We start from the raw sequence: 14,599 nt of genomic DNA, 5'->3' as shown, positions 1-14,599 counted from the left end.
ATAGAGGCTTTCTTAAGCGAATGCGCATCTGACTCATCTTTTTGATTCTTCTTGATTGTAATATTGGCGACTCTTTGGGTCGCCTTTTTTATGCTTGTAACCTTTGTGTAGAGTGATCTTAGCGCATGATTTCATCAACCCGACTAAATTCGAGCCGGGTATTGCTGTCGCGACTACTCATAATCAATTTGTCCCCAACGACTTCGAGGAGTCGGGCTTTGCGCAGTGCCTTCAGGTAGTCGGCCTCCAGCTCATCACTGGGATGGGCCCGGCCTTTACGTGAGATGGCTGGGACTGTTGACCAGGACAGAGCACCGTTGCTCTCCAGGGAAAAGCGTCCCAGGTAGGGGTTTACACCGCCGCTTCCGCGTACAAAACCAAAGCGGTCACAGGTGAAAAAAGGTCTTTCGCGCCAAAATTTCCGCCATATGAGTAGGTACTCATAGGTATGTTCGCCATCTTTCAGACTGGACAGAACCCACTCGTGATTACAGGCAGACCAGGCTGAATGTCGGAGAGGCTGGGGTTCACTGGGGGCGTCAAAGGACATACACCCGGAAAGAAGCAGGGCGAGCAGGCTTGGAATCATAAGCTGCAAGCGTAAGTGATCTCGCGGCATGATGTCGTTCTCGTAAGTATTGCGACATTTAATCGTAAAAATTACCAGCGGTCTGTGGTGGCGTTCAAGGTCCTGCACGGACATATTCAATATATATATCACCGGAAGCATCGCGCAGGATCAGGCGTTTTCCCCGGGATTTGGTAAAAGCTTGGCGGGTGCCGGAGAGCGCCCGCAGGTAAGTATGTTCCTGTTGCAGCAGCTGGGGTGGACCGCCCATTTTGGTAGATACAAAGCTGGAGGTGTCCCACAACATCTGGCCGTTGGCCGTAATTTGTAATTCCCCACGATAGGTATTGATGCCGCTGCGGCCCATTACATTGCCATCGGGGTTGCACAGGAATGTGAAGTTTTCCGGTTTTTGTACCGGGATAGCGGCCCCGTTAACTCGCAGGCGCACCAACTGCCACTTTTTACCGCATACACTCTGCGGGTTCCCCGCATTTTGTATGACTCTTGCTTCCTCCGAACCGGTTGCCAGGCATCCGCCAATTACCAGCAGGGCTCCCAGTAGCCATATTTGCACCAACCTGCTCATTGGCGAATAACTCCCTTATTCCGATTTTCGTTTTCCCGCTTTGTCCAATATATCCAGCCGGAATCTGCCTCATATATAAGCCTAGTAATTGCCTGCGATAGGGAGTCGACAGGAGTGACAAGCTATGCTTCCACTGAGATGGGGGTAGGGATTTGCGGATAAATACAGACATGATCAGACGCACGAAAATTGTCGCCACACTCGGTCCCGCGAGTGACCAGAGCGATACCCTCTGCCAGTTGATTGCGGAGGGAGTCAATATGGTACGCCTCAATTTTTCCCATGGTGTTTCCGCAGATCACCGCCGCCGGGCCGAACAGGTTCGTGCTGAGGCGGCGCGGCAGGGGTGTCATGTTGCGATTCTCGGTGATTTGCAGGGACCTAAAATTCGGGTGGGCAAATTTGGCGATGGTCGAGTTTTACTGGAGAGCGGTTCGGAATTTGTCCTCGACCCCAACCGAGCGGATGCGGGTGGCGATGCCAATGGGGTATCGGTGGATTATCCCCAGTTAGCACAGGATTGTGTCCTCGGCGATTGCCTCTTATTGGACGATGGTCGCCTCAGTTTGCGAGTAAAAAAAATCGAAGGCACTGAAGTTATTACTGAAGTGGAGTCAGGGGGCTGGCTTTCGGATCGCAAAGGGATTAATAAACAAGGTGGAGGACTCACAGCCCCGGCCTTGACTGAAAAAGACCTGCGGGATATTCAGGTAGCCGCGGAGTTGCAACTGGATTACCTGGCTGTTTCCTTTCCCCGTGAGGCTCAGGATATTCACCGGGCGCGGGAACTCCTGCAACAGGCTGGCGGCACTTCCCAAATCATCGCCAAAATAGAGCGTGCTGAAGCGGTTTCCAGTGATGCGCATTTGGAAAAATTAATCCTGGCAAGCGACGCAATAATGGTGGCACGCGGTGACTTGGCGGTAGAGATTGGCGATGCGGAGTTAATGGGGGTACAAAAACACCTGATTAAATTTGCGCGCTACCTGAATCGCACAGTAATCACCGCTACTCAAATGATGGAGTCGATGATTTCCAACCCAGTGCCGACAAGGGCCGAAGTGTGTGATGTTGCCAATGCTGTCCTGGATGGTACTGATGCGGTAATGCTCTCGGCGGAAACTGCCAGCGGTCGTTACCCGGTGGAGACAGTGCGGCATATGGCTGAGGTGATTATTGGGGCGGAAAAACACCGTGCTACCCAGAGGCCCTCAGATATTTTACGTGGTAATTATCCGGCTGGTGATGCTTGTATTGCTGTGGCTGCTATTACCATTGCGAATCATTGCAGGGATATCAAGGCGATTATCTGCCAGACCGAAACCGGAAATACTGCTCTACTGATGTCACGGGTCCGTTCGGTAATCCCCATTTATGCCTTTTGTCGACACCGCCGTATCTGTAACCGTGTGGCGCTTTACCGGGGCGTCGATCCGGTATTGATGGCAGTTGCGGGCATGGATGGACCCTCCAGGGACCAAAAGGCAATAGGCCACCTGAAGCAGAGGAAGCTGTTAATGCCAGGAGATTTTGTTTTGGTTTCGCGAGGCTATCAACAGGATATTGGTGGTCACACAGATACCCTGCGGGTTGTTCGCGTTGAGTAAAGCTCATCTTACTCAACTGTAAATTTCAAATTTAAATAAAAATCGGAGTATTTAAATCTATTTTTAGCCGGAGCGGCTACAACGCACCAGGGTTTTAGTTTCCAATTCCTGCTCTACACAGTGAAATTTTTGCCCGTTCAAGGACAGTGACTTGGGGCTTCCCTTGGGCGCGGTTGTCGAACAACCGGCAACTCCTGTTGCCAGGGCCATGGTAAGCAGAAGCAGTAGTAATTTCTGCACCGCAGTTACCTCTTGACTTGCAATGAGTTGCACAAGCTTGTGATGTGTCTTTTCTCAGATTAGAGGGAATAAATGTCAAAGTGAGGAAATAAGCGACATTTTGTAAATTGTGGCGACACTTATCGCAAGTGATGAGGTGAAGATAGCTTGTCGAAACTTTCAATTTCTAGAGTATTGGTTTTTTGAGGCCCAGATTTCAGGGTTGTGTTCACTTTAAAGACCAATGTCTGTCCCGCTTTTTTAGTGCCCCACCGGGACTAGGAAAAATCCCGGTGGGGTAAAAATTTTTATAACAGCGGATGATTAGCGTCTCCCGCGGTAATGCCCTCCACGAACGCGATGATACCCGCGATGCCCTCTGTAACCGCGATGTCCTCTATACCCGCGATGGCTGCGATACACTCGGTGGCCGCGATATCCGCCATGGTAGGCGCGAACACGCAGGTAGGATGGTCTGGGAGAGTAGAAGCGGTTGTAGTAAGGCAGCCCACGATAGTAGTACCTCGCACGATAGCGAGGATTTCCGCGGAGCGCGGGGGAGCGGTAATAGGAGTAGGCTCCGCCATAGTAGTAGCCGTAGCGCGGTGTTGCCCGGTAGTACTGGTAAACGGGCGTTCGGTAGGAGACATAAATATTACTTGAAGGGTAGTAGTTGGGGGTGGCGTAAGGGTATACGTAAGAGGAGGTATAGGCGATTCCCCCCCCACTGTAATAGCCACCATAACCTCCGGTTGTACAGGCCCCTAAGGTGAGGCCCACACATACCGTGGCGGCGATAATCACCGACTTCACAGCTCTATTCATAGTGCTTTCTCCGGTAAGTGGAATTTCCCCCCGGAGAGGCCGTGCCCACAGGGGGCAAGCCCCTTGTGTGTGCCAATCTGGCGAACACTAAATTTCGGGATTAATAGGGCCTGGCGCGGAAGCGTGGGTCGGGAGGATCAAGCACCTGAAAGCCTCTGTTCACTACTGCCGGTGGTCTCAGGCGGTAGAAATTGCCGTCCCAGTAGAAATTACAATGCTGCACGTTGTGACAAGTGCCATCGGGGTGACAGTGGGCATAGCGACCACGCAGGTTGTAATAGGTCTTACTGTAATAAGGGCTGTATCCGTAATAACTGGCTGAACAATCGTAACTCCCACATGGGTAGCCGGAACCACTGCAAGCAGAGAGGGAAGCTCCCGCTGCGATTGCCAGTGCAAAGCCAGAGCCACAGAGCAGCCTTCTGGACAGCGATTTCATCAAGACCTCCACGCCTTTTGGCGGGTAAAACGTCTAATAATCAGCCTAGCACTTTTGTCGCAAAAATCATCATGAAGTAAAAAAAATGTTCTAGTAGGGGATTGGCGGGCAAATTGGTAATGAGATGAGACGAATGGAAAGTCCCACTTCTGAGAGGCGGTTGTCTGGAGCAAAAACGGTAAGGTGGGGAGGGGGGTAAAACCACTAAATATTCACAAAATACCGGGATGGAATATCGCCGATATTTTGTGAGAAAGGCTCCTGCCAGCCTTGCTGGTTGCGGGAGCTAAATCAAATTATTTGGCGCTCGGCAGTACTAACGGGCTTACAGCATCGAGGTAAGCGCCGCTGCTTAGTAGCTGTTTAGCATCTTCAATATCCGGAGCAAAGTAACGGTCTTTATCATAGAAAGGCACTCGCTCGCGCAGTTTTGTCTTCGCCGATTCCAGTTTTTCTGTGGACTTTAATGGAGCGCGAAAATCCAACCCCTGGCAAGCTGCGAGTAATTCCACAGCCAAAATACCACAGGTATTGTCGGCCATTTCCCGCAGGCGGCGGCCGGCAAAAGTCGCCATGGAAACGTGGTCTTCCTGGTTTGCGGAAGTGGGCAGGGAGTCCACGCTGGCAGGATGTGCCATGGATTTATTTTCACTGGCCAATGCGGCAGAAGTAACCTGGGCGATCATAAAGCCAGAGTTTACTCCGCCATTTTCCACCAGGAACGGGGGCAGGCCGGACAAGTTGCTGTCGATCAGCAGGGCCATACGGCGTTCGGATAGCGAGCCGATTTCTGCCAGTGCCAACGCCAGGTTATCGGCGACCATGGCCACTGGTTCCGCGTGAAAATTACCGCCGGAAATAATGTCAGAGTTATCCGGGTTTTTCTCGTCGGTAAATACCAGTGGGTTGTCGGAAACACCATTTGCTTCGGCCAGCAGCACTTCAGCGGCAAAGCGCATTTGTTGGAGACAGGCGCCCATTACCTGGGGTTGGCAGCGCAAGGAGTAGGGATCTTGCACTTTCTCGCAAAACTGATGTGAATCACCGATCTGGCTATTTTCACCGAGCAGGTCGCGGTAAACGGCGGCGACATCCCGCTGTGCCTGTTGGCCACGGGCGTTGTGGATACGGTCGTCGAAGGGACGGCGTGAGCCCTTGGCGGCTTCCAGTGTCATGGCACCGGTAACCAGTGCGCCGGCGAATAAATCCTCGCTGGCGAACAGGCCGAGCAGAGCAAAGGCGGTGGAAGCCTGGGTGCCGTTTAGCAGGGCGAGGCCCTCTTTGGGAGCCAGGGTGATAGGCTCCAGGCCTGCGGCTTTCAGGCCCTCATGGGCATGCTTGCGTACGCCTTTAATAAATACTTCACCTTCGCCCAGCAGTACCACACTCATATGGGCCAGCGGTGCCAAGTCACCTGAAGCACCTACAGAGCCCTTTTCGGGAATTGCAGGGTAAACGCCTGCATTAACCAGTTGTATCAGTGCTTCAATAACCTGAGGGCGCACGCCGGAAAAACCGCGGGCCAGGGAGTTGATTTTCAGTACCATCAGCAAGCGTACGGTAGCTTCGCTCATAAAGTTGCCGGTGCCGGCGGCATGGCTCAGTACAATAGCGCGTTGCAGGTTTTCCAGGTCGTGCTTTTCAATGCGAGTGTTGGCGAGTAGGCCAAAACCGGTATTGATACCGTATACCGTGCGGCCTTCGGTAATTACCTGGGCAACGGTGTGGGCAGAAGCTTCGATAGCGGGGTAGGCACTTTTTGCCAGGGACAGCTGCACCGACTCGCGAGCTACGCGGCGCAGTTGCGCAAGGCTTAACTGGCCGGGATCGATTTCCAATTGATACATAAATTAATTCACCAAAAAATATTTACTGCACTGGCGCCGGTCGTCCAGCCCGAAAAAATTATTCGGGCCGTAAGAGATTTCTACCGGCGGTATTTTTATTGCGGTAAAAAATCAGTCTTTCAGCATGGGCAGGTCGAGGCCCTGTTCTTTTGCACATTTTTTCGCGACTTCATAGCCGGCATCAGCGTGGCGCATTACGCCGGTGGCAGGGTCATTCCAGAGAACACGCTCGATACGCTTGCGCGCAGCTTCGGTGCCGTCACAGACAATCACCACACCTGAATGTTGGGAGAAGCCCATGCCGACACCACCACCGTGGTGCAGGGATACCCAGGTGGCACCGGAGGCGGTATTCAATAGGGCGTTTAGCAACGGCCAGTCGGAGACAGCATCGGAGCCATCCATCATGGCCTCTGTCTCGCGATTAGGGCTGGCCACTGAGCCGCTGTCTAGGTGATCGCGGCCGATAACCACTGGTGCTTCCAATTCGCCATTGGCGACCATTTCGTTAAATGCCAGAGCCAAGCGGGCACGATCTTTCAGACCAACCCAACAGATACGTGCGGGCAGTCCCTGGAAATGAATGCGCTCACGGGCCATATCAAGCCAGTTATGCAGCTGCGGATTGTCGGGGATCAACTCTTTAACTTTGGCATCGGTCTTGTAGATATCTTCCGGGTTGCCGGACAGGGCCGCCCAGCGGAAAGGGCCTACACCTTCACAGAACAGCGGGCGAATATAGGCGGGTACAAATCCGGGGAAGTCGAAGGCATTTTCCACACCCTCTTCGAGGGCCATCTGGCGAATATTGTTGCCGTAGTCGAGGGTGGCGGCGCCGCGCTTTTGCAGCTCCAGCATGGCTTCCACCTGGATAGCCATGGATTGCTTGGCCGCTTTTACCACCGCGGCCTCGTCTTTTTTCCGCATTTCTGCAGCGTATTCCATGGTCCAGCCTTTAGGCAGGTAACCATTTAAAGGGTCGTGTGCGGAAGTTTGGTCGGTAACTGAATCTGGCAGAATATTGCTCTGCACAATTTCCGGGAAAATATCGGCTGCGTTGCCCAGCAGGCCAACCGAAATGGCTTCGCCTTTTTCCATGGCCTCTTCAATCATTTGCAGCGCTTCGTCGAGACTGGTGGCTTTCCTGTCTACATAGCCAGTGCGCAAACGGAAATCGATACGGGTTTCATCGCACTCCACCGCGATCATGCAGAAGCCTGCCATAGTGGCTGCCAGGGGCTGGGCGCCACCCATGCCGCCGAGGCCGCCGGTGAGAATCCATTTGCCTTTTGCTTCTCCGTTAAAATGTTTGCGTGCCACTGCTGCAAAGGTTTCATAGGTTCCCTGTACGATGCCTTGGGAGCCGATATAGATCCAGGAGCCGGCGGTCATCTGGCCATACATGGCCAGGCCTTTTTTATCCAGCTCGTTGAAGTGTTCCCAGTTGGCCCAGTGGGGAACCAGGTTGGAGTTGGCAATTAATACTCGCGGCGCATCGGCATGGGTTTTAAATACACCTACTGGCTTGCCAGACTGTACCAGCAGGGTCTCATCTTCTTCCAGGCGCGTTAGCACTTCGATAATCTTGTCGTAGCATTCCCAGTCACGTGCTGCGCGGCCGATACCACCATAAACCACCAGGTCTTCCGGGCGCTCTGCAACTTCTGCATCCAGATTGTTCATTAACATGCGCAGGGGAGCTTCGGTAAGCCAGCTTTTAGCATTGAGCTTGGTGCCGTGAGGAGCGCGGATTTTACGACTTGGGTCGTGACGTTTATCGGTGGACATGGATTCCTCGCAAAATGAATTAGTTAAATTTCATGCGCCCTTATTGCTGGCTATTTGGCCAGTCGGCGATTTTTTTGATAAAGCAGTGTCTAGAATCTCAGTTGTGCACCCAGACGGTAGCGATTGCCCGGGTGTACTAAGCGCGCAAAGCTCACGGTGCCGGCGCTGCTCTTGGTGCGTCTCCATACCTGCAGGCATGCATCGCCGGTAGCTATTTCCAATGCGTAGGCAATGGATGCTTCTGCGGCGATCGCTTCAACAGTGGTATCCGCCTCGGTTAAAGGTGCAACCCTGGAAAGATAGGCGTTGGGCGTAGTGTGGGCGAAATCCTGCTGCAGGTATTCCGGGGCTAATGCAGGATTGGTGAAGCGCTCCTCCCATTGAATGGGCAGGCCGTTATCACAGTGCACAATAATGGAGTGAAAAACTTTGGCCTGTTCGGGCACTTCCAGGGCGCGCGCCACTTCAGCGCTGGCCATACACTGCTGTGCCAGCAAAATGCGGTTGCTGTAGCTGTGTCCGCGTGCCGAAATCTCATCGGCAATATTGCGCACTTCTAATAGGGAACTGGCAGGCACCGGCTCAGCAACAAAAGTGCCAAGCCCTTGGGAGCGCATCAGTACCCTTTCGTCGGTCAGTTCGCTCAGGGCGCGCCTGGCTGTCATACGACTGACACCAAACTCTTGCGCCAGCTGGTTCTCCGAGGGCACCTGGAAGTGGACGGGCCAAGCGCCAATTTCAATTTGTTGGCGGATATGGCGCTTAATCATCGCGTAGCGTGGCTCGCTTGCAGTATTCATAGACTCAGGTACAGTGTAATGAATGCTTGTATATGGTTGTATATACAATGGGTGTTTCTGGCTACTATGGTGGCCAAAATGATGACTGTCAAGCCGGGGCTATGGTCTGTATCCTGAGTGCTTCGGTTTTTGCCTGGCAGCTCAGCCGGGCATCTATGGTTTAAGAAGGAAAAGCGCGCCGCTAGAAGCTTATGACAGAACGCTGTGACCTACTGATTACGAATGTGAATGCCGCCACCATGGACCCCTCGATAGTGGGTGCATACGGTGCTGTGGAGGATGCTGCTGTAGCGGTAACCGGCGGCAAGATTGTCTGGTTGGGACCACGCCGGGAATTACCTGACTGCACCCCGGACGAGGTTATTGATGGTGAGGGCCAGTGGTTGACCCCAGGGCTAATCGACTGCCATACCCACCTTGTTTATGGCGGTCATCGGGCCGGGGAGTTTGCCCGCCGCCTGGGGGGAGAGAGCTATGAAGAAGTGGCCCGCTCCGGTGGTGGCATTATTTCTACAGTGCGCGCCACCCGTGCAGCCAGTGCCGAGCAGTTATATCGACTATCTGAACCGCGCCTTCATGCATTGATGTCTGAAGGGGTTACTACGGTAGAAATCAAATCCGGTTATGGCCTCGACCTGGATACCGAGCTAAAGCAACTGCGAACCGCCCGCCGCCTGGCCCAACATAATCCGGTAAATATAGTGACCAGCTGCCTGGCAGCTCATGCCCTGCCACCGGAATACGATGGTCGCCCTGATGAATATATTGACCTGATTTGTGAGCAGATACTACCAGCGGTGGCGCGAGAGCAGCTGGCAGATGCTGTAGATATGTTTTGCGAGACTATCGGTTTCTCCGTGGACCAATGCCAGCGGGTAATTGATGCTGCAAAGAAACTCGATTTACCTGTAAAGGTACATGCTGAACAGTTGGCTCGTACCGGCGCAACGGCTATGGCTGCCAAGGCTGGCGCATTATCCGTGGATCATATTGAATACATCAGCGATGCCGATGTACTGGCTATGGCTGAAAGCGGTACCGTGGCGGTATTGTTACCAGGTGCTTTTTATACCCTGCATGAGACCCAGGTCCCACCAGTTGAAAAGTTGCGTGGGGCGGGAGTGTGCATGGCTCTGTCCACTGACCTCAACCCCGGCAGCTGTCCAATCGCCTCTTTGCGTTTGATGATGAATATGGGTTGTAACTTATTTGGTCTAACTCCTGCCGAAGCACTTGCCGGTGTGACCCGATCAGCGGCACGAGCGTTGGGACTTTGTTGCTCTCGCGGCGTGCTGCGTCCGGGGCTACGCGCTGATATGGTTTTGTGGCCGATGGATACCCCAGACCTGCTGGCTTATGAAGTGGGTGCGCTGAAGCCCGCGCAAATTTTTCTCGGAGGTAGAGATGTTACAGCTGGCTGATATGCACCTGTGGAGTGGTCGCACTGATAGCGAAGATGGTCGCGCCGGTGAGCGTTGGCATCAACGGGTTACACCATTACAGCTGGATAATCCTCCTGGGATCGCCATTCTCGGTTTTGCCTCCGATGAGGGTGTTCGCCGTAATAAAGGGCGTATCGGTGCCGCCAAAGGCCCACGTATCCTGCGCCTGGCAATGGCTAACCTGCCTGCCACTTTTGAATTGCCTCTCTATGATGCAGGCAATGTTCGTGTTGAGCGTGAGGACTTGGAGTCTGGTCAGGCACTACTGGGGGCGCGGATAAATGAGTTATTAGGTAATGGTCATTTCCCGTTAGTTTTGGGTGGTGGTCATGAGATTGCTTTTGGCAGCTATCAAGGTATCGCTCGCTGGATGCGTGAACAACAGCGGGACAAAACCCTGGGGGTTATTAATTTTGATGCGCATCTGGACCTGCGTATCCCCTCGCCAAAGGGGTCATCGGGTACGCCGTTTTACCAGATTGCTGAACAGTGCCAGATCAATGGTCGCCCTTTTAATTATCTGTGTGTTGGTGCGGCTGATAACGCCAATACACCAGCGCTGTATAACCGGGCAGGTGAGCTGGGTGCTGAGGTAATCCGCGATCGGGAAATCAGTAGCTGGAACCTGGATAAGGTAAAGGGGCAAATTCGCGCGTTTACCGATAGAGTAGATTTTGTCTATCTCACTGTGTGTCTGGATGTTCTGCCTGCTGCAGTGATGCCTGCTGTAAGTGCCCCCTCTGGCCGGGGGGTGTCACTTGATTTGTTGGAAGTGTTACTTGATACCGTGATCGATTCCAAGAAAGTTTGCCTTGCTGATATGGCTGAGTTTAATCCTTATTTCGATATTGAAGATCATGCTGCTCGCACTGCCGCCCGGCTAGGATTTCAAATTGTTAACCGCATGGCTGCTCTAAGGTGCTAGGGCCTGCCGTAATGAGAAAGCTCCCTGGATAGTTACAATTTGCCTACTGGTGCTCTTAAAGTAGAAATTGAATTTATAAGACAGAGCTGGAATTTTTCATAAACTCCTAACAATTTATTCCAACTAGGATGTGCCTAGAACCGTTTATATGATTAAGAGTCTGGAAATCTCGCACCTCAAATTACTGGATACGTTGTTTAAGTATAGAAACTTATCCCTGGTTGCCGAAAATTTAGATATTTCACAGCAGGCTGTTAGCCTACAGTTAAAGAAAATTCGAACAATGCTCGGCGATGCTCTGTTCGTGCGCTCGGGGCACGGCATGGTACCAACCAGCTATGCAAAGTTGATTGAACCAAAAATCTGTGAAATTCTAATATTGCTTAATGAGATGCCGGCGCCGGACTCAATCGACTTCACCAAATCAGAAAGAACGCTGGTTATATCTGCAACGGATTATGCACAAACTCTTGTCACTGGTGAGTTAGTTGCTGATCTCAGAGAGTATGCGCCTAAAATAAAAGTAATCATTAAAAATATTGAAAGTACGACACTTACTCAAAAAATGCATCAGGGGGAGATTGACCTTGCCTTCACCTCTGAAGGGTACGTTCCGAGTGGATTGATTGCCCGACCTCTGGCTACAGAAAGATACCTATGTATATCTTCAAATAGGGAAATTAGCTTTGAAAACTATCTACCTATAAGAAAACTAATGGACTACGACTTTGTCGTCACATCACCTGGAGTGGGCAGTTTTCGCGGTTCTGCTGATGGATGGCTTGAAAAGCAAGGTTTAAAAAGAAATGTTGCAATTTCTACACCTTCATTTTTTATAACAAAGGAATATCTGAAGAAGACCAATATGGTGGGTTTTATACCTTCACGCCTATTACCTTGTGAAGGACTATATGAAATACCCCTTGATAAATATCCTCCTGGTTATGAAATCGTCGCAGCGTTTCACCCCTCTGCTGAAAGTGACCCACTGATCAGTTGGGTTCTGGAAAAAGCCGTTAATTATTTGAGCTAACCAATAGTAGATTGCTTGTATCCGTAACAAGCCTGGCTCAATAGATTTGATAAGTCCATAGTCCTAGTATTGCTCTGTACTTTTTTTCGGGTTACAGAGTTTTATTTATGAATATTTTAAATATCAATCCTGAATCACTATATGATGGTGCGCCCTTTGGCCTGTCTCAAGGTAAAGTGGACGTTATCAGTGGCCTTATATTTATCTCCGGTCAGGTGGATTGGAATACCGACTATGAAGTGGTTAATAAAGATATTGAAGCCCAAGCAGAAAGTGCATTTGAAAATCTATTAGCGGTGTTAACTGAGGGAGATTCGTCAGTGAATAATCTGCTGCAGCTGCGTGTTTATATCAGAGGGGAGCTCAGTGAGCATATGCCTAAGATTGTACCGATACTGACAAAATATTTGGGCACAGCCCGTCCGGCGATCACTGGGATCGGTGTTGCATCATTGGCGTCACCGGATACTTTGGTCGAAATAGAAGCTTTAGCGCGTATATCATCTTAAGATCATAAAAAGTAGCCTCTTTGGGAGGCTACTTTTATCTGTTCCGGCCTTATTTTAGATGGTCCCTTAATTGAGCACCGGCCTGATCCAAAGAATCCTGTACTGCAGGGATATCACTCAACACATTCAACAGACCGTAGTCGTGAATCATGCCATTGTAGCGGACAGCAGTGACAGTTACGCCTGCTTCATTCAGCTTTCGGGCATAGGCCTCTCCTTCATCCCGAAGTACATCCATTTCTGCAGTTTGAACCATTGCGGGTGGTAACCCGCGTAACTGCTGAATGCTGGCACGCAGGGGCGATGCATAAATTTCAGCGCGTTGCTTCGGGTCAGTCGTGTAGCTATCCCAGAACCACTCCATCATATTTTTAGTCAGGAAGTGATCTGTAGCGAACGCCTCGTAAGACTGATTATTAAAGTTCGCATCCGTAACTGGCCATAACAATAGCTGGAATCGGAGCTTCGGAGTTCCCTTGTTTTTAGCCATTAAGGAAACGACGGCTGCCATATTACCACCTACGCTATTGCCAGCTACCGCAAGACGTGATCCATCAACTCCGATTTCCTTGCCATGATCTGCTACCCACTGAGTCGCCGCATAAGCTTGATGAATAGCAGTTGGATATTTTGCTTCCGGGGAGGGCGAGTAATCAACATAAACTGCTGCAGCGCCTGATCGGTTTACCAGATCACGAATCAGGCGTTCATGCGTGGGGTAATCACCCAGAACCCATCCGCCACCATGGAAATACATAAACACAGGTAGCTCGCCCTTGATGTTTTTGGGTTTAACCACGGTTAAGCGAATTTTCTCACCATTCACATGAATAATTCTATGGGAGACATCTGCCGGTGGGAGTGTTGCGCCCTGCTGTGCACCTACAAGAACAGCGCGGGCATCTCTTGGAGACATTTGCTCAATGGGCTTGCCACCACCTTGGGCCAGTGCATTAAGGAATTTCTGCGTATTTTGCTCCACACCAGGAGAAATGGTGGCGAAAGCTGAGATACCACCAATAGTAAAGAGAAGAGGGACCGCAAGCTTTGCAATACTAAGCTTTGTCATTACTAACACCTTCTGAAGAGTTCGCTACTGCAACTTGTCAAACAGATATATGCAGGCGCACATCGACGTTGCCGCGGGTTGCATTGGAGTAAGGGCAAACTTCTTCGTGAGCTGTGTTTGCAATTTTTTCAGCTGTAGCCTGATCGAGCCCGGGAATATTGATATAGAGGTCAATATCCAGGCCAAATCCATTGCCTTGTGGGCCGATACCAACTTCCGCACGCACAGTAGTCTCATCGGATACGTTTACCTTTTGCTTGCCGGCAACGAATTTGATCGCACCAATAAAGCAGGCTGAGTAGCCGGCTGCAAACAGTTGCTCCGGGTTGGTCCCTTCGCCGCCAGAGCCGCCTAATTCCTTCGGCATGGACAGTTTTACGCTCAGGTGGCCATCGGAAGATTTGGCTTGGCCTTCACGGCCTCCGTTGGCAGTAGCTACGGCTTTATATAGGGTTTGCATAATCGTCTCCTCATGAATTTGTCATAAAAATCGGGGGTAGTGCCCTTGGGGCCGTGAGTGGCATACCTGAGGCACAAATAAATGTTATTGCGATAACTATTATTGCGATAATTACTTTTGCCTATCAGGGCAATAGGTACTGCTAAGGTAGACGAAGTAAGGGGCCCCTGACGGGCCGAAGGGGTTTATGGGTTTAGGCTTTGGCGCAATACTTCAATCTGCTCTCTAAGCACCTTGGCAGATTGGCGGGTAAGGCCGCAAGCCAGTAAGACCTTCTCTGGGATCGACTCGGCCTCTTTTTGCATAGACTTGCCGCTGGTTGTCAGCTCAATAAATACCCTGCGTTCATCCCCAGGGTCGCGGTGACGGCTGATAAGTTTGAGGTTCTCCAGGCGCTTGATTACTGGAGTTAGGGCACCCTTGTCCTGCCCAAGGCGCTGACTCAGTTCCGTAGCGGTGATTTGATCTCCTTCCCAGAG

The 14,599-nt window shown here is 51.4% G+C and carries 16 protein-coding genes (1 of these 16 cut by a window edge); 5 read left to right on the top strand and 11 right to left on the bottom strand.

The genetic code is table 11. From position 1 onward, the window contains the following. Positions 1 to 118 precede the first annotated feature (118 nt). A complete protein-coding gene (locus tag ACJJI7_RS05815) occupies positions 119 to 703 on the bottom strand; it encodes an META domain-containing protein (protein WP_282953648.1) in 585 nt (194 codons plus the stop codon). After that, complete coding sequence (locus ACJJI7_RS05810; protein WP_020414083.1) at positions 684 to 1,157, bottom strand: META domain-containing protein; 474 nt, start codon at positions 1,155 to 1,157, stop codon at positions 684 to 686. The genes ACJJI7_RS05815 and ACJJI7_RS05810 overlap by 20 nt, the downstream gene beginning before the upstream one ends. A 170-nt stretch (positions 1,158 to 1,327) precedes the next feature. On the opposite strand from ACJJI7_RS05810, the gene pyk reads away from it, so the two are divergent. After that, positions 1,328 to 2,764 carry a pyruvate kinase gene (gene pyk, locus ACJJI7_RS05805; RefSeq protein WP_353375917.1) on the top strand — a complete coding sequence of 479 codons (1,437 nt, stop codon included), beginning with the start codon at positions 1,328 to 1,330 and terminating at the stop codon, positions 2,762 to 2,764. A gap of 63 nt (positions 2,765 to 2,827) precedes the next feature. Here the strand turns inward: pyk and ACJJI7_RS05800 are convergent, their stop codons facing one another. The 6 genes from ACJJI7_RS05800 to hutC all read right to left on the bottom strand — a co-directional run bounded on the left by ACJJI7_RS05800 (position 2,828) and on the right by hutC (position 8,682). Next, positions 2,828 to 3,004, bottom strand: coding sequence for a hypothetical protein (locus tag ACJJI7_RS05800; protein ID WP_444902473.1), 177 nt, complete (start codon positions 3,002 to 3,004; stop codon positions 2,828 to 2,830). A gap of 303 nt (positions 3,005 to 3,307) precedes the next feature. Next, complete coding sequence (locus tag ACJJI7_RS05795; RefSeq protein WP_353375918.1) at positions 3,308 to 3,808, bottom strand: hypothetical protein; 501 nt, start codon at positions 3,806 to 3,808, stop codon at positions 3,308 to 3,310. A gap of 100 nt (positions 3,809 to 3,908) precedes the next feature. Continuing rightward, positions 3,909 to 4,247, bottom strand: coding sequence for a hypothetical protein (locus tag ACJJI7_RS05790; RefSeq protein ID WP_020414087.1), 339 nt, complete (start codon positions 4,245 to 4,247; stop codon positions 3,909 to 3,911). 296 nt (positions 4,248 to 4,543) lie between these two features. Then, a complete protein-coding gene (hutH, locus tag ACJJI7_RS05785; protein ID WP_020414088.1) occupies positions 4,544 to 6,094 on the bottom strand; it encodes a histidine ammonia-lyase in 1,551 nt (516 codons plus the stop codon). Between the two features lie 111 nt (positions 6,095 to 6,205). Beyond that, positions 6,206 to 7,882 carry a urocanate hydratase gene (gene hutU, locus ACJJI7_RS05780; RefSeq protein ID WP_282952143.1) on the bottom strand — a complete coding sequence of 559 codons (1,677 nt, stop codon included), beginning with the start codon at positions 7,880 to 7,882 and terminating at the stop codon, positions 6,206 to 6,208. Between the two features lie 89 nt (positions 7,883 to 7,971). Further along, positions 7,972 to 8,682 (bottom strand): histidine utilization transcriptional repressor HutC, encoded by a 711-nt coding sequence (gene hutC, locus ACJJI7_RS05775; RefSeq protein WP_282952144.1) that lies wholly within the window; start codon positions 8,680 to 8,682, stop codon positions 7,972 to 7,974. Between the two features lie 191 nt (positions 8,683 to 8,873). On the opposite strand from hutC, the gene hutI reads away from it, so the two are divergent. The 4 genes from hutI (at position 8,874) to ACJJI7_RS05755 (ending at position 12,591) form a co-directional block, all read left to right on the top strand. Next, positions 8,874 to 10,103 (top strand): imidazolonepropionase, encoded by a 1,230-nt coding sequence (gene hutI, locus ACJJI7_RS05770; protein WP_020414092.1) that lies wholly within the window; start codon positions 8,874 to 8,876, stop codon positions 10,101 to 10,103. Next, positions 10,087 to 11,049, top strand: coding sequence for a formimidoylglutamase (hutG, locus tag ACJJI7_RS05765; protein WP_020414093.1), 963 nt, complete (start codon positions 10,087 to 10,089; stop codon positions 11,047 to 11,049). Before hutI ends, hutG begins: the two co-directional genes overlap by 17 nt. 148 nt (positions 11,050 to 11,197) lie before the next feature. Next, positions 11,198 to 12,082 carry a LysR family transcriptional regulator gene (locus ACJJI7_RS05760; protein WP_282952148.1) on the top strand — a complete coding sequence of 295 codons (885 nt, stop codon included), beginning with the start codon at positions 11,198 to 11,200 and terminating at the stop codon, positions 12,080 to 12,082. Positions 12,083 to 12,189: 107 nt separating this feature from the next. Beyond that, a complete protein-coding gene (locus ACJJI7_RS05755) occupies positions 12,190 to 12,591 on the top strand; it encodes a RidA family protein (RefSeq protein WP_020414095.1) in 402 nt (133 codons plus the stop codon). 49 nt (positions 12,592 to 12,640) lie between these two features. On the opposite strand, the gene ACJJI7_RS05750 is transcribed toward ACJJI7_RS05755, so the two are convergent. The 3 genes from ACJJI7_RS05750 to ACJJI7_RS05740 all read right to left on the bottom strand — a co-directional run. Next, a complete protein-coding gene (locus ACJJI7_RS05750; protein ID WP_282952149.1) occupies positions 12,641 to 13,660 on the bottom strand; it encodes an alpha/beta hydrolase in 1,020 nt (339 codons plus the stop codon). Positions 13,661 to 13,697: 37 nt separating this feature from the next. Next, positions 13,698 to 14,120: an organic hydroperoxide resistance protein gene (locus ACJJI7_RS05745; protein WP_020414097.1), complete on the bottom strand. Its 423-nt coding sequence runs from the start codon at positions 14,118 to 14,120 to the stop codon at positions 13,698 to 13,700. A 185-nt stretch (positions 14,121 to 14,305) separates the two neighbouring features. Next, positions 14,306 to 14,599: the 3' portion of a MarR family winged helix-turn-helix transcriptional regulator gene (locus ACJJI7_RS05740; protein ID WP_282952151.1), read on the bottom strand. It continues 147 nt past the right edge of the window; 294 of the gene's 441 nt are visible here — the last part of the coding sequence; its start codon lies off the right edge, out of view — the gene reads right to left on this strand; its stop codon occupies positions 14,306 to 14,308.

This window comes from Microbulbifer variabilis (genome assembly GCF_056232115.1).
The sequence above is the reverse complement of the archived record's forward strand: the minus strand, read 5'-3'. Positions and strand labels throughout refer to the sequence as shown.